Source organism: Massilicoli timonensis, assembly GCF_900199515.1.
In the GTDB taxonomy this organism is placed as follows: domain Bacteria; phylum Bacillota_I; class Bacilli_A; order Erysipelotrichales; family Erysipelotrichaceae; genus Massilicoli; species Massilicoli timonensis.
Map to the genome: position 1 here is coordinate 20,167 of NZ_LT963433.1, position 21,283 is coordinate 41,449.

Here is a 21,283-nt window from a genome sequence, read left to right on the forward strand (position 1 = left end):
GATCCGTTTTTTCTGTCCGCTATGTGATTGCATGCTCTTATTTTCTATTTTATTCGTCATCGGATCTATTTGATCAAATTGGTGTAAAATGATAAAAAAGACTATCAATTTCATAAATTATGGCTCTTATTACACTTATTGTGTGTTATTTATGGCGGCAGTGATCGTTAATCGCTTCCTTTTGCAATAAAAAACATCAGTTGTGAGGAACTGATGTTAATAGTCACTGTGGGTTACTTGTGGAATTAAGCATAAGCTGTAGATGCCGCAAATACCGATCAGCACATAGGTTACTGTTGTCAAGAAGCTGCCGCTGCCGAACAGAAATGTGACTAGATTAAAGTCAAATATGCCGATCAGGCCCCAGTTAATTGCGCCGACTGACGCAAGCAACAGTGCAATGCCATTGATAACTTTCATATTCTGCCCTCCTGCTTCTAGTATGGGACAATGATGGAAATTTATTCATCGATCATAGGTAAAAGCCCGGCGAGCGTTTTATAGCAGGCATAGGATACAGGGAAAGGAGAAATCACATGGCAAAAATCATTGTTTACAATGTTTATACGCAGGTACTGGAGATTTATGACCGTGGAGAAAATGAACCGATGCCTTATGCGTATAATCGAACGCTGCTGGTGCGTGAATTTAGAGGTTCATCTAAGAGCAATGTCTTGTGGACGACGAATGCGGCGATGGAAAGCTGGAATGCGACCAGACGATCGTTTAATGCGCCGATCCCGATGCGCTATGCGTTTAAGCGGATTTGGGAAGGCGGCCATGGGCAGCAGTCGCAGCATTATGCGGGATTGGCATTTGATGCCGGACAGGCTTTGTCAAGCACGCAGCGCAATCGTTTATGGCAGACGGCTTATAACTTAGGGGTGTGGAGCTATGTGGAACCGCAGAGTTTAACACCAACGTGGTACCATCTACTGTTAAGGAAACGGAGTTCTACTTAAAATAATAAAGTAGAGATTTTGGGGCCTCTATCAGAAATTTTTTTATAAATTAGAGTGATCCATATAAATCTATTCCACTTTTTGAAGAAATATAAAAAGTGAGAATAAAAACAGCACATTTTAATTATGAAAGTGCTGTAAATCTAAATTATTATTTTGAAATAAAACATTTAATGGTTTCTTTTAACTCATCGCTAAATTCATCTAAATCATTCAACTCAATGACTTTATCATGTAATAATTCTAAAATGTTTACTATCATTCTAGATCTTCGCATATCAATCACTACACCAATTTTTATTCTATCTTTGAAGATTCTATTTTCCAGATCCCAGAAATTTCTAGCTGCCGATTCATCTCTTTGAAGTATTTCGATATATTCCTTATTTAATTTTGCCATATAATTTTCTTGCCAAACCGGTACTTTTTTCTAAGAATTTTCCAATCTTTCTCATTTACTTCATACATAATTTCATTTCCCTTTCCTACAAATAATTTTGATTTTATTATTTTATTCATCCAATTCTTTTATCAAAATAACGTTGCGTTCGTATTCTTTATTCAATAAGTCTATTTCCACATAAGTCATTAACATATCATAAAGTTCTGTTTGTCCTGGCTGGACACATGTCGTCTCATCAATATAATTCATCCATTTACCCTTTTGTGTATCAGGGCATTCATGAATATGTCCATGTAAGGACAACAGTGGTTGTTTTTCTTTTAAGAAATTATAAATATCAACTGAACCAATATCCAAATCTTGATATAACAATTGTCCTAATTGTAAATTTGCTGGAGGCATGTGCATTACATAAACAGTTTTTCTTGGATTTATAGATGTGGGTAGGTTATTTAAAACATCACTCATATGTGGTAATTCTGCTAGAGAATATACTAACCAATCATAAATTTTATTATATCCATACATATTAGATATTCCTACCACAGGACTTAACTGTTGTTGAGGAATATAATCTTTCTCTGTGATTACTCTGTCTTTGCATCCAAATGGGTGATCTAAAATATAGTTCATACCAATAAATTCATAATCATTAATTATCACTTTTTTACCAGCTATGTTATAAATATTATCATATTTTCCACATACACTATCAAACATCTCATCTAAAGCTTGCAAGTCATCATTACCAAGCATACAAAGATAACTAATTTGATGGTCTTTCAGTTCTTTGAAATAATCATTTAAAAAACCTTTGATAAATAATGGTTGTTCTTCATGTCTATTACATTGCTTTGGAAGCATATCTCCGCCATTAACAATAACATGAATGTCTTTATTTATTGCAACTTCTAATATTTTTTTATATTTATCTTTATCTCCATGTAAATCTGTAACATATAAAATTTTCATTTTCAGTTACTCCTTTCCTCATTTTAATAAAAGGAAGGACTTGAATCCTCCCAAATTTTTAGCATTTCTCCAATTGCTTTTTTCTATCAATAACTTTACCAATTCTTAGATTGATTTGTTGAACAATTTCTTGAATTCTTGTCTCATCCATTAGTGGATTTATTTTAAGTATTTCTTCTACTTCTTTTTCAAATCCTTCAAGTTTTGATGCGTCCAGCCAAGACAAATCATCCACTAATTCTAACTGTTCATCTGGATAAGGTTTAAATGGTTTAGATTTGTATATACTTCCAATTGCAGTTGTTGGCTGTGTAGCCCATAAACAACTTCCACTGTCAAATATAGGGGCAATTCCAATCCATTCCAGTGTGTCCACATTTCTGATTGCCCCAAAGTTACGATAATGACGATCATAATTTGCAATAATATAGTCACATACAATCATTTTATCAATTTGTAACTTGGCATTTGGTATATTAAGAGAGTTACATGCTTCTAAAAAATGAATGTATAAAGAATCGTTTCCTCTTTGCTTGATAATACGATCAATATAATAAGCAGATACTAGCTCTTCATTTGTATTTACCATCGTAGGGCAAGCAGAATAATACATACCATTTTCTTGAATTAATTCATAAGGAACATAGTCTTCGTTCTTAAGTATTCTTTTATATAGCTTTGTTGCGATGATTTCGTTAAAAGGTTCTTGATTATTGAAACTATTTCCACCTTTGATAAGATAACGAGTATTGTTTATGATTTTCCATTTCTTTTTCAAGTTTCCATCACTAGAGTTATCTGGGCTAAAAATATCTAAATCATCAGAATAATGAATCTGTCCCATTAACAGTTTTCCCATATCTTCACTAAAATCATTTTCAAAAAAATTAATATCATTCCACTCAATTTTAGAATTTTCTTCTTTAATCCAATATTGATCACTTAAACTAAGACCAAAGCATCTTTCAAGCAATTCTACAGAAGAATGAATATCCATTTCTGCCATTACTTCATTAAATCTGCTTCTAGAGGCAGGGATGGAACGATCTTTCCACCAGTTATTCAATGCTTTTCTAGTGATACCTGTTTTGTATTCAATGATTCCTAAAGGAGCATAGTCAGGATGAATGACACGATTGATTTTTGCAACTGTATGTGTTTCGTTATCGTATGAAAACTCTAAAACTTCAATGTTTTTGTTCATAAGAATATAGTTCATTTTACCTGCTCCTTTCTACTTATGGCATCATTATAACATATCTTTGATATTCTTTCATCATGATCACAAATGAGAGATATAAATAGGAATATATCAGAAAGCTACTGCAAAAGATGTTTTTTTTTAGATTTCCACACCCTTGGCTTAATTCTCTTTACCGAAGGTTAATTCTAATAGCTCCGCGGCAATACTTTCACTGCACACACGCATGAGATTATCCTCAGCATCTTCTTTTTCCAATAAATTTGTACTGCCATACCACACAATATTTCTATCAATGATACAATAGCGTTCACAATAATCCTCCATTAAATTCATGTGAAAACCGGCATTACGCATTCGCTCATGAAGCTGGAGCCAATAGGACGTATCACCAAAATGATATTCATCAGGCTTCCATGTAACGATTACAACCTTTAATCCTTCGGCTTGCTTTTCACTAAGTAGGTGAATAAGATCATTTACTTTTTGAGTGCTGATTCTTGGGCTGGGATATAATTACTTCGTTTTTAGCTGTAAGCGAGTCGTTTTGATAAACATCGAAGTATTGGTCAATATCATAAATAGAATTAAGAGGACTATTCATTTGAGAGTAGTTTTCTTCTGTGCAAATGGCGTAACCGATTTGTTTATATGCCTTCAATCGTTTATGGTACATATTTTCAAACATTGGAATATGACCGTCCACATAATCATAAATAATTACATCTTCTTTTCCTTCATAATCGCGATTCAAGCGTCCCGCGTATTGCTCGACAACACTTTTCCATGCCACCGGAGTTGCCATGATTAGCGTATCTTATCGTGAAAAGTCGATGCCTTCACCAATTAAACTTCCAGTCGCAACTAAAATCATACTTTCCTCTTTAGAAATCTGATTCATTTGTTTGAGGATTTCTTTATGTTCCTTTTTAGAATTTTTTCCGGATAATAAGAATATATGATCGGCATAGCCTTTTAAGCGATGAAAGAGTTTTTGAGAGTGATCAACATATTTGGAGAGAATAACCGGAGGGTGACCCGAATCGATACATCGCTTTACATCTTTAACGATCATATCATCACGATCAGGATTCTCTCTTAAAATAGCATAGGCTTCATTAGGGTGCATCTTCTCATGATTAAATCTAGGTGCTACGGATCTTGTAAATCTTGGATAAATCCAATGGGCGATACCTTGCTCCTTAGCTCTTTCTTTGGAGGTGTATTTATAGCGAATAGGTCCTAACAGCATAAAGTAGATTTTTTCTAAGCCATCTCCGCGGAAAGGGGTTGCTGTAACACCATATACATATCGTGCTTTTACTTTTTCAAGAATATCAACAATAGTATTGGAAGCTGCGTGATGACATTCATCTAAAATAACCATTCCATATTCTTTCAATTTTGGGTGAAATTCTCCCTTTTTGCATAATGAACCAGCCATGGCAATATCAATAATGCCGGTGGAAGAATCATGAGAGCCATGTATTTTACCAATTAAACTTTTCCTTGTCTTTATTTCTTCATGAAGGTGTTGTGTAGGTTGTGAGTGCTTCATCAATACTTAAAAAGCGGGTTAAGGCATTTTCCCATTGCTCGATAAGCGCGGAAGATTGTATGAGTATAAGCGTATTCACTTTTTTCTGGTAATCATATCGCAGCAAACAACTGTTTTCCCAAAAGCCGTGGCAGCATGAAGGATACCGTTGTCTTTTTTCTCCATTACTTCGATGGCGGAAACTTGTGAAGATTTTAATTGGCCTTTAAAGGTTACGCGTATTTGCCTTCCTTGGCAGCGTTTGTCTTGAAGATCTATTTTTATGTTTTCACTATGGCAACGACTCATTAGATCATCAAACAATCCTCTGGGAATACGGATATATCCATTCATATCTTTACCAAGATAAATATAACGGGCCTGATCAAAATTGGAGAGTCCCATAGCTTGATTTTTATAGAAGATGGGGTTGCTGAAGGCAGCCATTTCGATATGATCCCACTAAAGTAGACACACAAATAAAACAAAAGCGTGTCTATGGAGGTGGGATTTTCTATGAGAAGGAAACCAAAAATATCAGTAGAAGAAAAAGTGAATATATGTGAACAATATTTAAGCCGAACAAAAAGCATGAGGGAACTCGTAAGTGAAAGTGGAATCAGTAAAGAAACGATAAGAAGATGGATAAACAAGTATCAAAGATATAGATCAATCGTTTTTCAACCAAAAGCACATAACCAAAAATATACAAAGCAATTCAAACAAGAAGTAGTCGAAGCCTATTTGCGAGGAGAAGGAACACCAGAATCGCTTTCCGTTAAATACAATATACCTGCATATTCTACTGTGCGAAATTGGATAATCAAGTATAATAACCTTGAAGAACTTAAGGACTATGATCCTAAGCCGGAGTTTTATATGAAAAAACACAGTAGAAAAACAACTTATGAAGAACGAATGGAAATTGTGGATCATTGCTTAGCCCACAATAAGAATTACAAAGGAACAGCAGAAATATTTGATGTATCCTATACACAGGTGTATCAATGGGTAAACAAGTATTTAGATACAGGAAAAGAAGGACTGATCGACAAACGCAGAATACGCAAGAGTGAGGAACAATTAAGTGAAACGGAAATTCTACAACGCAAAGTAAAGATACTTGAAAAGCAATTGAAAGAAAAGGAAATGGAGAATGAACTATTAAAAAAAGTACAGGAAATCGAAAGGAGGCGGTATTCTCCAAAACAAAAAACGAAGCAAAATACTTAGCAATTAAAGAACTTCATGAGGAAAGGAATTATAGTATCCAGTGGATGTGCAAGCAATTGGGTGTTTTATGTTCTGCCTACTATAAATGGATAAATCGAACGATTCCTGAGAATGAACAGGAAGATATGGAATTAGCAGGAATCATAAAGAAGTACCATCAGAAGTATGGAGGGATCCTAGGATATAGAAGAATGCGTATGTTCATCAACCGTAACTGCAATAAGAACTATAATATAAAACATATTCATAGGATCATGAATATTCTTGGTATTCACGCAAAGATAAGAAGAATCAGAATTGGTTGTACCGTATCGAATAAGGCAGATCAGAAAGTGGAAAATCTATTGCATCGCAATTTTGAAGCATCAGCACCGAATGAAAAAAGGACGACAGATGTAACAGAATTCAAAGTACCTCATTCAACAGAAAAGATATATCTTTGTGCCTTTTTGGATTTGTATGATCGTACCATTATCGCATGGGCTATTAGCAATCATAAGGACAATAGACTAGTACAAGATACCTTTCATAAAGCGATTCTGCAAAATCCGGATGCACATCCTCTCTTTCATTCAGATCGAGGATATCAATATACAAGTCCTATGTTTCGAAATAAACTAAAGGAATATGGAATGAAGCAATCGATGTCAAGAGTGGCGAGCTGCATAGATAATGGAGTGACAGAAGGATTATGGGGAATCATCAAGACAGAGATGTATCAAATGTATGAGATATATGATAAAGGGATCTTAATAGAAGCGATTAGGAGCTATATCAATTTTTATAATCAGCAGCGTTATCAGGCGCGTTATCATTCAAAAACACCGATGGAAGTAAGAGCGGAAGCCATGAACATGACAAAGCCTAAACAATATCCGATTATATCCGATTGCATTTAATCCAAGAATAGCGAAGTATAAGGAATCACTGAACAAGTTAAAAGCCCAATCAGCATAATACCAATTGGGCTAAAAATTTTATTTATTTTGTGTGTCCTCTTGACAGGGACCGGATCAGTTCATGAGTTCTACAAATTGTACTTCGATATTTTTATTTATCGCTTGCTTTAATACGCCTTCTTCTATGTTTTTCTTTTGGCTGGGATTATGGAATACGATGATTTGATCATCATCTTTTAATAATTCTATTCCCACTAATCCGGCTTCATTTATGTTTTCATAATCAATTAAAAACCATATCATTTTATACCTCTCAAATCAAATACTCTTCTAATTTTTTTGCAATATGCAAAATCATTGGAAGAATTGTCTCTTTATTCTCATATTGAATGGAAATCTTTCTTAGATTATGAGTATCTAATACACAGTCTTTTTCTTTTTCTGAATATTGATTTGCTCTATGAATCGGATAAATTTCAATAATGTTTCGATGCAAAAAAGCATCATTGCTATTAAGCTTACTATTTTCTAATAAAAACGATTTATCATCTCCCGAAGGTTTTTCGGCTAATGAGTAAAAAACACTTTCAAACCTAAATGCACCATGTTCACTTTTGAATCGTTTTTTTTCTTTTTTATTTAGACTAAACATAGGAACATAATCAGGGACCTCATCATTTGTTCGAATACGGATAAGATTAATATTGTTATGATTTCTTAAGTTAATTGTATAATTTAATTTTTCATTGATAATAAATTCTTTTTTTTCTTCAGTAGCTGTTTTGTTCATTTTTTCAATGTTTCTATTTGAAATACCATTTATAATTTTTCTAGTAGTACCATTAGCTTCAATGAAAACATGATACAAACATTTTGAATCCAAATTTTCAAACCAATTCATAATAAATTTATCATCAGGCTTTATTGTTAGATTTCTTTCTTCCTTTAGAAGTTGAACTAGTTTCAAAGGAAACTCATAATAAGGGCAGTTAAACATTTCTACTTTTTCTTCTTTTGTTGATTTATGAACTAAGATAATCTGCGTTTCAACATAGATTTCTTTTTTTTGAAGATCGCATGAAAGAATAATTGGAAAAGGCAGGGTGTTGATTCCTTTTAATAATTTTTTATAATTAATTACATGAATACCCACTAATAACGGCAATGGTTTATATTTAGATATTTTAGGTTTTATTGGATTTAAAAATCCTAATTGACGATAAGCATCTAAAATAGCTCCTTTTACAGCAAAATTACATCTTTCTCCCTTCTTTTTCTCCACTGCATCATATGATTCTTTAGTGATAAATTGAGTAAGCCTTCCTGTCAATGCAAAGCCTGTCCTTAATGCATTCTTCGGATCTAACTTTGTAGCAGTGATATTGTTCTCTTCATCTTTATAGAAGTCTTGATTATGAATAATTATAATAGACATGGTAACATTTTTAGAAATGGAAATTTGCTCTTGTATTTCATTCACCCTTCTACTATAACCTTCCAAATTGTCATTTTTTTTAGGATTTCTGCATTCCAATGCATCTCCTAAATTATTTAAACTATGAGATTGAATTAAAACATCACTATATTTGAAATGATTTTTTAATATATTTACTATTTCCTCATTTAATATTTCTAAACCAGAAGAATACCATACTTCAAATGATAGATTGCGATCATTCTGTATAGCTTTTATATTACTTATGAATTCTTCTCTAATCATTTCTTCATCTGAAATATCAAAATTACCATCAAAATACAAATTGCAATAGGTAGAATTATTATCTACCTTATCTGCCTGTAATTTTTCTTTCTTTGTTGAATATAAGCTTAATTTCTCTTTTATGTCTTCGAATAGTTGTAAACGATCATTATGGGTGATTCCAGCGTCCATATTATGCATTTTGGAAGTTCCATCATTCATGCCGTATTCAAACGGTACATAAGCGTCATAACCTTCTACACCTCTCATAAATTTTTGGGGATCTGTAATGATGTTTTCAAAATTGTGATCCTTGTGTAATTCCCCATATATAATTTTATAGCGATTTTTATCTGCATAAAGCCAGTCTACGCATCTTTTTGAAGACTGATATTTTACTCTCAATGGTAGAAGTTTATTACCAATAGTACGCAAATAGACACTTTTTTTATCAGGAATATACGGGGTATTTTTACTTTTGTTTTCGGTAATCCATCTTCGAGAGGATAAATTTATGTTTAAAAATAGTTCATTGGAAGGCGGTATTGTTTGAACGCTAAAATTAGCAACAAATGAGAAGGGCTTTATTTCTATACCATTTTCAGTATGTATACATGGATCAGTTACGATTTCGTTTTTACCGGAGTACAACCATTGTAATTTTTCGTTATTAACAATTACCTCTGTATTACGCAATTGATTGACTGCTAATAATGGTAATAAGGAATATGCGTCATTATCACAAACTTTTTCCTCATCAAAAAGGATAACTGTTTCTTTATAAGAACAGTTTTCAAAATCTTTTTGATTAATTTCATCTATGATTTTTTGAGCATATTTTTTGACATTGTCAGAGTTATTCCTTTTTTGTTCAAGTTCTGTCTCTTCAATATAAAATGCAGAAATCCATTCTTTTATAATTTTACAAACGAGATTTATAGCAATTTCTTGAGTTGAAACAATCCAACGAGAATCATCTACTCCCCATCTAACAGGCTTCATATTTACTACTCCGGGAAAATATGAAATAAATAAATTCTTTAAAGAATTTAGAGGCAAATTGTGAAATTCTTTTATAAATCTTCCAGAAAATCCATTTCCATTTTTAGACAATTCTTCAAGATGGATCAATTTTTCTTTTATAGAACTTGGCAGCTTTAAATAATAAACTTCAGCTTGAATTTTTTTATCTAATTTTATTACAAGCGGAATAATGTAATTCTTTTGTGTTTGCATTTATTTTTCTCCTTTCTTCAGAGCTTCGTAAAATGGCTCATATAATGTTCTAGCAACAATTCCATTTTTATCATCATCCATTATTTCTTCCAGATATTTTTCCAGTTCTTTCAAAGTGTCAAAACTATTTGGATCAGGAGCATTAAATGCTCCATCTACAAAATATATTTTAGGATACTTATTTTTCAGTGTAGCTCCAATCCTACACAAGCGACCGAATATCTGTTGGATTGTAACAAATAAACTTGCAACAATATCTTTTTTATCCTCATCTAGTAATGTTGAAAGACTATAGGAAGGATAGTTTAATAATGAATATTTTCCATAAGCTTCTTTTCTCATATCTTCAATGATATTTATTAAATTTTCATATCCTTTGGAAGAAAACTTATTCATAATATATCCATTGACTCTTTGCACATGAATTTGAAAATCACTTGGATCATTTAACGGACGGACAAGAAAGAATACAGTATCAAATGTTGCATTTCCTAGGGGATCAACAATATTAAAGCCTCTTTCAATTACACAGGCAGGGGCGACTAAAATACCTTCTTTAAAAGAAGTGATGTCTCTTCTTTGAATTACTGCTTGTGCTTCATCTTCTATTTCTGCACTATCCGGATTTAAGCGATAAACATGACAATTTGGCTGCTCATTTTTTAAAATTTTAGATATTTCTTCTTGTGCTATTTTGCATTGCTCGTAACTATTAACAATAACAAGAATATTCTCCTCATTTCTTACACATTTTATGAATGTATTTGATTTTTCTTTAATTAGTTTTTTTAAATTATCCTCTTTTTTCTTATCATCAAAGATTCCTGAAACTCTTGTTTCGCTCCTTAAATTGATAATTTCAGAGTTTGCGATAAAATCGCGTTTTATTTGCTCTGCTTCAATAATGTAATCAACAGTATCGCTCACATGAAATTTATTAGATCCGGGGATAAACCCGGTTCCTGACAGCAATAGAACATTGGCACCTAAAGAAGAACCATCATCATCTAAAACCAAATAAGGCATTTTCATAGCAAGTGCGCGTCCAAAAGCAAATTGTTTTTTAATATATAAGTCATCGTCTCTTTTATACTCAATAGATAATGTATTTCCTATTGGCGAACTAGGCAAAATCTTTTGTTGTTGTACAAAGGAACGATTTAATATTTCTCGTAAATCCATTGGAAGATCATTTATTTCTCCAACAGAAATTGAAATAGTATGATACACTTGTTCAAAAGCGATTACCTTTAATAAGAAAAGTAATCTTTTTCTCATTTCATTACTAAAATCTTCAATTTCTGTTTTAATCTCATTTTCTATTTGTTCTCGCGAGAGTTTTTCCGTTTTATTTGTTGTAAAACTATTTTCAACAATCGCATCCACTAAATTTTTCTCAATATCGGAGAACTTAACATCTGAATTTTCTACTGTCTTCAATAATTGATATAAACTTGTATTACGATCTGCAAATTTGAAGAAAGAAGATAATGAATCCCAAAATATATCTGATAAAGTGTTTTTATCTTTTTTTCTTTCTTCTCGTTTTAGCTTTTGTAATAAACTAAATCCGGAAAAACTTTTTATTGTAGAGTCTGACCAACCGGTTAGATTTTCGTTTAAATCTGTACCAATTGAAACCATTAAAATTTGAAATCTGTAGAGATTCCAATATAATTCTTTTTGATTATTGTCAATTTCAATCTTCGATTTTAAAGAGCCTTGTTCAAATTTTTCACGATATTCTTTCGTATTATTTGTGAAATATTCATTTGCCTTCAATACCGGAGAAAAAATAGAATCTAATTTACACAGAGCATTATCGACTTCGTCAATAATGACTAAATCAAAATTTCTAATTGCATAACTCATAAAAATTTCACGACTATCACTAAAACGAATCATGGAAAAACCCTCTAAAGTTGTGATAACAATATCTGCTGCTTTAATTTCTCTATCTTGTTCGTTTCTAGGACAAATATCGTAATAAGGGCAAAGATAATATTTTTTATTGACATTCCTTTTTTCGTCCATGTTTTCGTATTTTTCATTTGCTTTGGTAAATGAAAAGCATGGTTCTTTTCCATATTGAAAGGTTACACTGTCATTGGGAAGTAATGCGTTCAATAAACAAGGTTGTTGCAAAACGAAAGATTGATATTCAGGTAAATAATCCTTTCCATTCATTTGATGATTTATATGGTCTTTTTTACTAGAATTTCCAATTAGAGGGATACAATTATATCCCATTGAGGAAAACAATTCTGCTTTTTCTAGAACTTGATTGATCGTTGGTTGAATCATGACGATACGAAATTCTTTATCCATCATCGCAACAGATAGTGCATCTGCAAAAGTTGATTTTCCAGAACCTACTTGACCAGCCATATTAATAACACCATCTATAGTATAGGAGTCAATAGCTTGTTTTTCTCCTTTTCGAGTATAGTATATATTATCTTCTAAAATTTTTCTTCTATAATTTTTGTGCTCAAAAACATCTAGTTTATCTGCCGCGCATAATAACTCTTCTTTTGTAATTTCTATATTTCTTCTTTTTCTTTCTCGTTCTGTGATTTTATTTTCTTTTTTATTCAATTTTTCAAGTTTTGGTAAAGGGATCGATTTCCTGTCATAACTGACTATATAGTTATTGTTGTAATCGGCTTTTGGCTTAGGAGTTCTATCAGTATTTGTTTTAGTATTAAGTAATTTATCATAATCTTTTACTCTTTCAGTATATACAGTTGGTGGAGTTGGATTACGAAAAATTTTATTGTCTTCAATTTTGTATAAACAATATTCAAGATTACTTTTTATTGTATATTCTTTTAATATATCATGATAGTTTTTACTATATGAGAGATAATTCAATAAAATTTTAGCATTTGAAAGTAAAAAATTATTTCGATCATAATTATTTTCTACAATTATATCTTTTTGTTGTAGAAGAGTGTAAAAAAGGTTCACGCGTTCATTGATTCCTATTATTTCACATAATCGGAACAATATCTCAATTTTGACGAAATTTTCCGGACTCAATGATAGATGATCCATCGAATTCTTAACTATTCTAGCTGTTTCTTTTATACTTCTCATATATCTATATCCTTTCGTAATACTTTTTCTAATTCATTCAACCTTATACATATTATATTTTCTTTTCTTTTAATAAAATGCTCATTAATTCTCTTTAAATAGTTTTTGGGTTTTTTATTTGGAACAACATATAGTAACTTAGAGCCTTCTTCCATATGAGGAATACGATCATGAATGATATAATTAACATTTTCATGATCTTTGGCATCAATTAAATAGACCTTCTCATTTACTAACTTAACTCTGAAATCCCATGTATCATAAGTAGATTGATTTTCTCCAGGATATATATCATAATCTAATACAATACTTGATTTTTTTAATTTATCTAATATATTTCTGATATTATTTTCTAAAATTCCCGGTTGATAGATGCATTTTGCGACAAAATCATTCATGATCAAAGCTTGAGATATATTTATTTCTTCTCTTTCATCAATCTTTTTATTACACTCTTTAGTAATACATTTAAAGTTTCCTGATTCATCTTGTTTAAGAACCATTCCACAATTCTTACATAGATATATTTTATTTTTATTGCTGCTATTTTTTGTATAGCAAAGTTTAACTAGATCTTCATATGAATCTATAAACTTCTTTTGCTCTTCCGTCTGGTCAATTTTGTTACAAGGAATATAAACATTTGCTTCATTTATAAGAAAAAGTCTTTTAGTAACATAATCTTGTTCAAACATATTTTCGATTATTTTTTGTGAATGATACTCTCTTAATGGGTTCTTATTTTTAACAGATTTGCGTATTTTGATATTATTAGACATAACAAAGTATCCCTGATCTGTAATAGCAAACCTACATTTCTCTGTATCGATACATTCGACCAAAGCCTCGATGAAATAGAGTTTTGTTTCTTCTTTTATTTCTTTTGAATATTCAGTAGGTAATTGATCAATAAGTTCAGCTAATGGTATTTCAAATATATTAAACAATTCCCATTCTGTTTGAGGTAGTATGTGTTGACCATTTTGATATAAACCAAATTTACAATTCAAAAACGCACCATTCGCACACGCCCTACGCAGTGCAGGAATATCCTCATTCAAATCAACACACTCTTCGTTTGAAAAAAGCCTTTGATGAAGTCCGATGATTCCCAAAAAAATCATATCGCTAAATTTGTCTGTAAAATCGCTCATGTGAATCCTCCTTAAAAGAAAAAGCTCAATATATCTGAAAAATATATCGAGCAAATTTATGGTTTCACAAAAAAACAATAACAATATAACTACCAGTGTTTTATAATGCTGATATAATTTTTCGAATACGCTTTCATTTTAGTGTTATATTAAAGAATTGTCAACATTTTTTCGAAAAATAATATTTTCCCTGAAGTGAAAAGTTTATTTCCACTTTGAGCAGTGAAAAGTAGATTTTAGTCTTTCACTTATTTCCACTTCCCTAACCGTTTCATTTAGTCTTACACTTATCCTGTTCGACAGTCGCCGGAAAGGCTGGTATCCATCATGAAAAATTCTAATGCTTTTTCACATTTGACTTTGGATGAACGACGCATCATCCTCACCGGCATCACTAACGGCTCTTCCAAATCTGCCATTGCTCAGACCATCGGTAAAGACAAGTCCACTGTCGCTAAAGAGATCAAACTTCATCGGATCCTCTCCTATAAATGCACTCTCCCTCTGGAATGCATTCATTACCGTAAATGTCTCCACGGCAGACAATGTACTCTCGACTGTCCCGATTACGGCCCCTTCCGCTGTTCCAGACGAGATTGCTCCCCCGGTGCCTGTAATGGCTGCTCCAACTGGTCCCATTGCCGATTCGACAAGTATAGGTATTCTCCGGAACAAGCACATCATGATTACCGAGCCACTTTGTCTGGCTCCCGGGAAGGGGTAAATCTGACAGTACAGGAAGCCAAAACTATGGCTGCCATCATCGCTCCCCTGCTGAAACAGGGTCACTCCCCCTATCAGATCATCACCAACCATCCTGAACTGGGGATTTCTGAAAAGACCCTTTACAATTACATCGAACAGGATGTTTTCCATGAAGTTGCCGGTATTACTGTCATGGATCTGCGACGACAGGTATCCCGAAAGCTCCCTAGAAAGAAAGCAAAGGGCTACAAGAAACGAACTGATAGAAAATATCTGGCAGGAAGAACCTATAAAGATTATAAGGCTTTCCTTTCTGAATATCCGGATGCCTTCATCGTGCAGATGGACACTGTCTATAACGATGAAAAAAGCGGACCTTTCCTCCAAACTTTTAAGTTTGTAAAGACAGGACTTCTTTTTGCGCTCTATCATGAGGAAAAAACTGCTCGCTCCATGTTAAAAGGCGTGAATCTGCTTGAGTCTATCCTTGGGGAAGAACTGTTTCGAAAATATGTCCAGATCATTCTCACAGACAGAGGATCCGAATTCTCAGCAGCCGAAGCCATGGAAAACGGAGCTAACGGGACCAGGAGAACACGGGTATATTATTGTGACCCTATGCAGTCCGGACAGAAAGGAACGCTGGAAAACAAACATATCGAGCTGCGCTATATCCTCCCAAAAGGAACAGACTTGAAAGCCTTGGGGCTGACCGGACAGACTTCATTGAACAAGGTCCTCTGTCATGTGGATTCTTCTCCTGAAGAATCCCTAGGCGGAAGAAGTCCTCTTGAACTGACAGCGTTTCTGTATCCGGATCTTTATAAAAAGCTATGTGCTTTTGGTATTCAGCAGATCCCAAAGGATCAGGTGATCTTAAAACCGTATTTATTAAAAAACAAATAAGTAAGCAACAAAATTAAAAGAAACAACAGGCGGCTGAGCGGATTTCCATATCAACATCTCAAGTGGAAGTTAGTCTTACTCCCTAAAAAAACGACTAAAATTCACTTCTTTTCGTTATGCCCAAAAATTAGTATTCAATGCCATAAACCTGTTGTTTCCTTTGTTATTGTAATACTAAATTCTACTTAAATGAACAAAAAAGTAGCAATTTCTTCGTTTTGTAAGAGTAATTGCCACTTATTTTTTCCGCTCTTTCAAAGTGGAAATAAACTTTTCACTTCAGCAATAATATTTTCTCGACAAAATAATACTTTAATAATCATATTTTTCCATAATAACTATTATCTTTATTTTGTAAATAGACCTTGTGCATATTTAATACATGACTTGATATTATTTAAAAATAGAATTATAGCTTTATAAAAATAAATCATCAATTATTAACAGAACCGCGCCATCTATTTCAGCTTGCCTTTTCACCGGTTCTGTATATCCTGACTTGCTTACAAAATACAAATATTTTTCTTCAATATCAGGAAATGCTTTTGTTGCATTTACAAGGTCGTTATATTCTTCAAGAGGCATTGGGCTAGATGTGAACTTACACTCCATAAAAATTGCCTTTTTACCACTACGATCAATTGCTAAGACATCAACATCATCTTGTGCTTTTATTACAGGATTGTTTCCCCACCATTTTCCTATAGAGAATGGAATAAAAGGAAGTTTTCTTTTCTTTGCCTGGTGAATTAGATATTCTTTGCAAATACCTTCAAAAACATCTCCCATTAAATTTGATAGATCGCTCATAATCTCACTAGCAGCATCTTTTGGTCCTAACATTGCATAATAAGCATTATTTGTAAATTCATATCGAAACCAAAACTTTAAGAAGTTATCTTTGATGACATAAATTGATTTTTTAGATTTTTCACTTTCACCACATGGAACCCTTTTTTCAATCAAACGTAAAGTTTGAAGTATGGATAAGTATTTAGATACTTTTGTTTGATCCTCATGAATATAATCTGCAATTTCAATGATTCTATTTCTGCCGTTTGATATTGCAGAAAGAATGGAATTATACGTATTTGTTTCTCGTAATTCTGCCTTTAATAAATTATCAGGTTCTTCATGCAAATAAGCACCATTTCGAATAATCTTAGATGTTATATTTTCTTCAATTGATTTGTTCGCATCAAAAGCTTCTAAATATCTTGGAATACCACCTAAAATGCCATAAGCAATTAGCTTATCTTCATTACTATAGTTAGGAAAGAAGTTACTACTTTCTAAATAGTCAAAAGGTGTGATTTCTAGAGTAGCAGTTTGACGATCATGTAATGGACTTTTTCTTCCCATGATTTCATTTTCCATCACACTTACTGAAGAGCCACAAAGAATTAAAAAGATATTTTCATTCTTCCAGCTATGGTCAATTGCGTGTTGTAGGAGTGATTTTACAGAAGGATTTTCTTCAATGATATATGGAAATTCATCAATAACAAGTGCAGTTCTATCCTGTATCTTATTACCGATATAAGAAAAAGCATCTTCCCAACTTTTAAATGATGAAATAAATTGCTTGTTGAAGTGAAGTTGTATTGTTTTTGAAAAGTCTTCTAAATTTAAGGCATCGTTTTTTTCACGTGCTGGAAAAAAGATTGTATTTGTATTCTTTGAGAATTCTTGTAGTAATGTTGTTTTCCCTACTCTTCTTCTACCATACATTACTAGAAATTCAAACTTACTACTTTCGTATAATTCATTTAAATAAGTTAATTCTTCTACTCTTCCTAACATATGATTCCTCCGTTCGTATTTATATACGCAAAAGTATTATACTCTAAAGTATAAAAAATATCAATAATCCTCCTATTTTTATAATCCACTCGAGTGTACATATAAGCCATTTAATAAGAAAAACACATTTTTCTGAGTTTTCAGATGAATTTCGCACATTTTTCCGTATTTTTTAGCATTCGTTTTACACATTTTTCTAAAAATAATGATTTTCATTTTTATCGTAAGATTTTTTGAATGCACAAAAATATCCAATCACGATTTAGTATTGAAAACATTAAACAATAATAGGTTCTACTCCCTTAGATAAATTGCCTTCTTATTTTTATGAGGTCTTTTTATCACACCTTCAACTTCTAACTGCTTGATCTGTTTCATAAAAATACCTTTATAGGAATACGTATAACCTTGATCGAGTAAAGCTTGATGAACACTTTTCAAAGAAAACATTTGATCTACCACTTGTTTTCCAATCTCCTCAATGATTGCTTTACGATATGTTTCTTTTTCTTCATCAACTATCATAACATTCGCATCAATTTTATACGAAAAATATCCCTTGAAGTGAAATACAATTCGATTATCATGCACAACAATTTTATGAAATAGTATTTGTAGTTCTTTCTTACTATAATCCTGTTTATGAATCATTTCATCTATCACATCTAGTGCTGTTGTAAATCGTTCTTCATGCAAAGAGTAACTCTCTATTTCTTTTTCTAATAACGATATATTCTCTTCACACTCTTTCATCATTTTTGCTTTTTCATCAATCAAAGATTGATAAGATTCTTGTATAATTTCATAATTCTCAGGTTCAGTCATACTTTCTCTCATCTTATTTTCAATCAACTGTTTGACTTCTAACTTTAACTGAGTAACTTTTGTTTTATGAGAAGTAATCTTTTTAGAAATACGCTTTATATCTTCATCTTTTGTATCAGCATGAATCTGTTCTTCTAAAAAATCTTTATATACATCTCTGCATCGCTGCAAGAATATCGTAACTGCTTTTTTTAGTTCATGTTCAGTTACAGACTTTGAACTACACGCTGTTTTGCCTTGTTTAAGATAAGTTGAACAGTAATAGTGAGTATTTCCTTCTCGAATATCTTTTATTGTTCTAGAGGGCTTTAATAGACTGCCACAGTCTGCACAATATAATAAACCATGAAATACATTCTCATGAATTTTTCGTTTTCTTTTAGACCGTACTTTCTTACTTTCTAACTTTTCTTGACAAATACAAAACAACTTTTCATCAATAATTGCTTCATGATGATGTTGAAAGATTTTCCATTTCTCTTTAGGAAGTTTTTGATATTTTCCTCTAATCTTCACACATTCTCCTTTATGAAGAATTAAAGTTCCTAGATACGTTTCATTCATTAAAATCCTACGCACACAAGAATCATTCCAAACATCAGTATATTTACTCTTATCATCTACTCCATTTTTTAAACGAAATTCATGTAAAGAACGAGATGGTGTTGGAATATGTTCTCTTGTTAGTGTACGAGCAATTTGTAAGATACCATAACCATCCCCATACATTTGAAAGATACGTTTTACTACATTAGCATTCACTGGATCAACTACTAACTGAGCACTTTTCTTACTCACTTTACGATATCCAAAAGGTGGAGTTGTCATCCATTCTCCATCATCTTGTTTCATGTGAATGACATTCTTTACTTTCTTACTTGCTTCTTTGACATACAGTTCATTGTGCCATGTTTTAATACCAATCGTAGAATCATTATCTTGAAAATTAGAATATCCATCATCTAATGCAATGACTTCACAACCATAATCCCTTGCATCTTCCATAAACAGAAGGGCACGAGCATTATGTCTTCCTAATCTTGACATATCTTTAATTAACAATCGTTTCACTTTACCAGATGCGATATCTTTATTCAAACGATCAAATTCTGGACGTTCAAATGAATAACCACTTTCTCCATCATCAATATACCGTTCGCTAATCGCATAATGATTTTCTTTCGCAAATCGTGTTAATATCTTATCTTGGTTTTCAATGGATATAGAAAGGCCTTTGTTTCGATCATCTCTTGATAATCTTAAATAAAGAACAACATCACGATCTTTTGTCTCTACCATAAAATCAATCATAATAATGATACCTGCCTTTCTGTATCACTATTATGTCGTGCTTTCCTTTATTTGACAGCGCCCTAATGCTCATATTTTTTATCCATCCTACAAGCAATCAGTTCTTTTAATAACTCCTTCATATCCACTGTTCCATTTATAAAATGAACTTCATAAGTGTGTTTACCATTTGTATTTGAAACAACTGACTTTGGCTTATCTGATCGCATAGATACATCTCCTACAGTATCATATGAATCAGTAGTGTGTTGTTTTCTCATTCTATGAGAATCCTTTAAATTCAAAGTTTTATTTTGATTACATAATTGCAAAATCCCTCCATTCTTCTCTGATATTTTATCTAAAATTTCAATATTTGAAATTTAGCAGGATAAGAGAATGTAGTGCAATGATACACTCATTCTCCTCTTGAACAACTTACTAGAAGTTAGTTTTAAGCTTTGTTCAAAGCATATATTAGACTTTTGTGTCATGTATCATGAATGTCATCAACCATTTGATTTAGTAATGCGTTTATTCCATATGATTTTATGTTGTATTGCAATTATTACAATATAGTCGTTTGATACAAAATAACTCATCTTATGACACAAACAACTAGTGTCATTGACACAAAACAATTTCATTTGTATTGCATTTTGCACGACATAAGGAATTGAGTATCGTAAACCTTTTCAGGATATAGATTCACGACACAAATTTCACTAAAAATCTTCTAACACTTTTCAATTAAAATCTAATTTGTTTCAAGATCAAATTCTTCGTGCACTATACCGCTAACTTTTCGATTAAATTCATCAAAATATCGTTGATATTGGCGTTTTTGATGACGATACCAATCACTATTTGGATTTAAATGTTTCTTAGGATTATCATTCATCTTACTTCGAATAAGATGATAATAATCATTATACACTTTACCACTTGCACATAAAGTTTCAGAAATATAATAGATCATTATGCAGATTACTTCATTTCCAAATTCTTCACATAACCCATATAACTGGATTAAGGGAAGTGATACTCTATTCTCAAATCCTAATGATACTGTATGACCTACATAATCCTTGTATTTTTCTTTTATATTATTATGTGAAGCATCACTCACTGACTAGGGAAGATATGCAAATAGAATCATCTGTTTCTTTTTTGAAATTGGTATGAACATAAATTCTTCGTTGTGAATAAGTTCCGTTCTCACTTGGAATTTTTTCAACGGAAATCAAATAATCTCACTTCAATATTTTCAAAGATCGAACAATAGTGCTAGCCGATACATCCATGCTTTCTTGATAGACGATATAACAATCCAAATAAATTAGATATTTTAAAATCAGC

The 21,283-nt window shown here is 32.1% G+C and carries 20 protein-coding genes; 4 read left to right on the plus strand and 16 right to left on the minus strand.

What is annotated here, in order from left to right; all coding sequences use genetic code 11:
- Window positions 1-216: 216 nt before the first annotated feature.
- On the minus strand, window positions 217-420 hold the full coding sequence (locus C1712_RS00630; protein WP_102265902.1) for a DUF378 domain-containing protein: 204 nt from the start codon (window positions 418-420) through the stop codon (window positions 217-219).
- Between the two features lie 116 nt (window positions 421-536).
- Here C1712_RS00630 and C1712_RS00635 point away from each other — a divergent pair, with 116 nt between their 5' ends.
- Window positions 537-962, plus strand: a complete 426-nt coding sequence (locus tag C1712_RS00635; protein ID WP_245858019.1) for a hypothetical protein — start codon at window positions 537-539, stop codon at window positions 960-962.
- A gap of 151 nt (window positions 963-1,113) precedes the next feature.
- Here C1712_RS00635 and C1712_RS00640 read toward each other — a convergent pair whose 3' ends face one another.
- The 7 genes from C1712_RS00640 to C1712_RS12845 form a co-directional block, all read right to left on the minus strand.
- Window positions 1,114-1,362: a multidrug transporter gene (locus C1712_RS00640; protein ID WP_219718815.1), complete on the minus strand. Its 249-nt coding sequence runs from the start codon at window positions 1,360-1,362 to the stop codon at window positions 1,114-1,116.
- Window positions 1,363-1,473: 111 nt separating this feature from the next.
- Entirely contained in the window at window positions 1,474-2,337 is an 864-nt protein-coding gene (locus C1712_RS00645) for a metallophosphoesterase family protein (RefSeq protein ID WP_102265904.1), read from the minus strand.
- Between the two features lie 58 nt (window positions 2,338-2,395).
- Complete coding sequence (locus tag C1712_RS00650; protein WP_102265906.1) at window positions 2,396-3,556, minus strand: HipA domain-containing protein; 1,161 nt, start codon at window positions 3,554-3,556, stop codon at window positions 2,396-2,398.
- 144 nt (window positions 3,557-3,700) lie between these two features.
- Window positions 3,701-3,874, minus strand: coding sequence for a phospholipase D-like domain-containing protein (locus C1712_RS12830; RefSeq protein WP_219718816.1), 174 nt, complete (start codon window positions 3,872-3,874; stop codon window positions 3,701-3,703).
- 139 nt (window positions 3,875-4,013) lie between these two features.
- Window positions 4,014-4,343, minus strand: coding sequence for a phospholipase D-like domain-containing protein (locus C1712_RS12835; protein ID WP_219718817.1), 330 nt, complete (start codon window positions 4,341-4,343; stop codon window positions 4,014-4,016).
- A 12-nt stretch (window positions 4,344-4,355) separates the two neighbouring features.
- On the minus strand, window positions 4,356-5,096 hold the full coding sequence (locus C1712_RS12840) for a DEAD/DEAH box helicase (RefSeq protein WP_219718818.1): 741 nt from the start codon (window positions 5,094-5,096) through the stop codon (window positions 4,356-4,358).
- Between the two features lie 75 nt (window positions 5,097-5,171).
- Window positions 5,172-5,522 carry a hypothetical protein gene (locus tag C1712_RS12845; RefSeq protein WP_219718819.1) on the minus strand — a complete coding sequence of 117 codons (351 nt, stop codon included), beginning with the start codon at window positions 5,520-5,522 and terminating at the stop codon, window positions 5,172-5,174.
- A 69-nt stretch (window positions 5,523-5,591) separates the two neighbouring features.
- Between C1712_RS12845 and C1712_RS00660 the strand changes: the two genes are divergently transcribed.
- On the plus strand, window positions 5,592-6,308 hold the full coding sequence (locus C1712_RS00660; protein WP_102265908.1) for a helix-turn-helix domain-containing protein: 717 nt from the start codon (window positions 5,592-5,594) through the stop codon (window positions 6,306-6,308).
- 2 nt (window positions 6,309-6,310) lie between these two features.
- Entirely contained in the window at window positions 6,311-7,207 is an 897-nt protein-coding gene (locus C1712_RS00665; protein ID WP_245858030.1) for an IS3 family transposase, read from the plus strand.
- Between the two features lie 114 nt (window positions 7,208-7,321).
- Here C1712_RS00665 and C1712_RS00670 read toward each other — a convergent pair whose 3' ends face one another.
- The 4 genes from C1712_RS00670 to C1712_RS00685 are packed head-to-tail and all read right to left on the minus strand — an operon-like array spanning window position 7,322 to window position 14,395.
- A complete protein-coding gene (locus tag C1712_RS00670) occupies window positions 7,322-7,510 on the minus strand; it encodes a hypothetical protein (RefSeq protein WP_102265912.1) in 189 nt (62 codons plus the stop codon).
- 10 nt (window positions 7,511-7,520) lie between these two features.
- Window positions 7,521-10,142 (minus strand): pPIWI_RE module domain-containing protein, encoded by a 2,622-nt coding sequence (locus C1712_RS00675; protein WP_102265914.1) that lies wholly within the window; start codon window positions 10,140-10,142, stop codon window positions 7,521-7,523.
- Window positions 10,143-13,241, minus strand: coding sequence for a DEAD/DEAH box helicase family protein (locus C1712_RS00680; RefSeq protein ID WP_102265916.1), 3,099 nt, complete (start codon window positions 13,239-13,241; stop codon window positions 10,143-10,145). It abuts the gene before it with no gap.
- Window positions 13,238-14,395 (minus strand): hypothetical protein, encoded by a 1,158-nt coding sequence (locus C1712_RS00685; protein WP_102265918.1) that lies wholly within the window; start codon window positions 14,393-14,395, stop codon window positions 13,238-13,240. The genes C1712_RS00680 and C1712_RS00685 overlap by 4 nt, the downstream gene beginning before the upstream one ends.
- A gap of 327 nt (window positions 14,396-14,722) precedes the next feature.
- On the opposite strand from C1712_RS00685, the gene C1712_RS00690 reads away from it, so the two are divergent.
- Window positions 14,723-16,006: an IS30 family transposase gene (locus C1712_RS00690; protein ID WP_102265920.1), complete on the plus strand. Its 1,284-nt coding sequence runs from the start codon at window positions 14,723-14,725 to the stop codon at window positions 16,004-16,006.
- Between the two features lie 417 nt (window positions 16,007-16,423).
- On the opposite strand, the gene C1712_RS00695 is transcribed toward C1712_RS00690, so the two are convergent.
- From C1712_RS00695 to C1712_RS12590, 4 genes are all read right to left on the minus strand, one after another.
- Entirely contained in the window at window positions 16,424-17,809 is a 1,386-nt protein-coding gene (locus tag C1712_RS00695; protein WP_102265922.1) for an ATP-binding protein, read from the minus strand.
- 294 nt (window positions 17,810-18,103) lie between these two features.
- Window positions 18,104-19,945, minus strand: a complete 1,842-nt coding sequence (locus tag C1712_RS00700; protein ID WP_102265924.1) for a recombinase family protein — start codon at window positions 19,943-19,945, stop codon at window positions 18,104-18,106.
- A gap of 62 nt (window positions 19,946-20,007) precedes the next feature.
- Entirely contained in the window at window positions 20,008-20,256 is a 249-nt protein-coding gene (locus tag C1712_RS12515) for a hypothetical protein (RefSeq protein ID WP_146003290.1), read from the minus strand.
- Between the two features lie 425 nt (window positions 20,257-20,681).
- Complete coding sequence (locus C1712_RS12590; protein WP_180963029.1) at window positions 20,682-21,053, minus strand: hypothetical protein; 372 nt, start codon at window positions 21,051-21,053, stop codon at window positions 20,682-20,684.
- Window positions 21,054-21,283 lie beyond the last annotated feature (230 nt).

Excerpts from the sequence above, each read along its gene's own strand:
- C1712_RS12845 (WP_219718819.1), bottom strand. The coding sequence starts at position 5,522 with ATGGCTGCCTTCAGCAACCCCATCTTCTATAAAAATCAAGCTATGGGA.
- C1712_RS12830 (WP_219718816.1), bottom strand. The coding sequence starts at position 3,874 with ATGAATTTAATGGAGGATTATTGTGAACGCTATTGTATCATTGATAGA.
- C1712_RS00645 (WP_102265904.1), bottom strand. The coding sequence starts at position 2,337 with ATGAAAATTTTATATGTTACAGATTTACATGGAGATAAAGATAAATAT.
- C1712_RS00685 (WP_102265918.1), bottom strand. The coding sequence starts at position 14,395 with ATGAGCGATTTTACAGACAAATTTAGCGATATGATTTTTTTGGGAATC.
- C1712_RS00680 (WP_102265916.1), bottom strand. The coding sequence starts at position 13,241 with ATGAGAAGTATAAAAGAAACAGCTAGAATAGTTAAGAATTCGATGGAT.
- C1712_RS00630 (WP_102265902.1), bottom strand. The coding sequence starts at position 420 with ATGAAAGTTATCAATGGCATTGCACTGTTGCTTGCGTCAGTCGGCGCA.
- C1712_RS00660 (WP_102265908.1), top strand. The coding sequence starts at position 5,592 with ATGAGAAGGAAACCAAAAATATCAGTAGAAGAAAAAGTGAATATATGT.
- C1712_RS00650 (WP_102265906.1), bottom strand. The coding sequence starts at position 3,556 with ATGAACTATATTCTTATGAACAAAAACATTGAAGTTTTAGAGTTTTCA.
- C1712_RS00635 (WP_245858019.1), top strand. The coding sequence starts at position 537 with ATGGCAAAAATCATTGTTTACAATGTTTATACGCAGGTACTGGAGATT.
- C1712_RS00690 (WP_102265920.1), top strand. The coding sequence starts at position 14,723 with ATGAAAAATTCTAATGCTTTTTCACATTTGACTTTGGATGAACGACGC.
- C1712_RS00700 (WP_102265924.1), bottom strand. The coding sequence starts at position 19,945 with ATGATTGATTTTATGGTAGAGACAAAAGATCGTGATGTTGTTCTTTAT.
- C1712_RS00695 (WP_102265922.1), bottom strand. The coding sequence starts at position 17,809 with ATGTTAGGAAGAGTAGAAGAATTAACTTATTTAAATGAATTATACGAA.
- C1712_RS00675 (WP_102265914.1), bottom strand. The coding sequence starts at position 10,142 with ATGCAAACACAAAAGAATTACATTATTCCGCTTGTAATAAAATTAGAT.
- C1712_RS12835 (WP_219718817.1), bottom strand. The coding sequence starts at position 4,343 with ATGGCAACTCCGGTGGCATGGAAAAGTGTTGTCGAGCAATACGCGGGA.
- C1712_RS12840 (WP_219718818.1), bottom strand. The coding sequence starts at position 5,096 with ATGAAGCACTCACAACCTACACAACACCTTCATGAAGAAATAAAGACA.
- C1712_RS00670 (WP_102265912.1), bottom strand. The coding sequence starts at position 7,510 with ATGATATGGTTTTTAATTGATTATGAAAACATAAATGAAGCCGGATTA.
- C1712_RS00640 (WP_219718815.1), bottom strand. The coding sequence starts at position 1,362 with ATGGCAAAATTAAATAAGGAATATATCGAAATACTTCAAAGAGATGAA.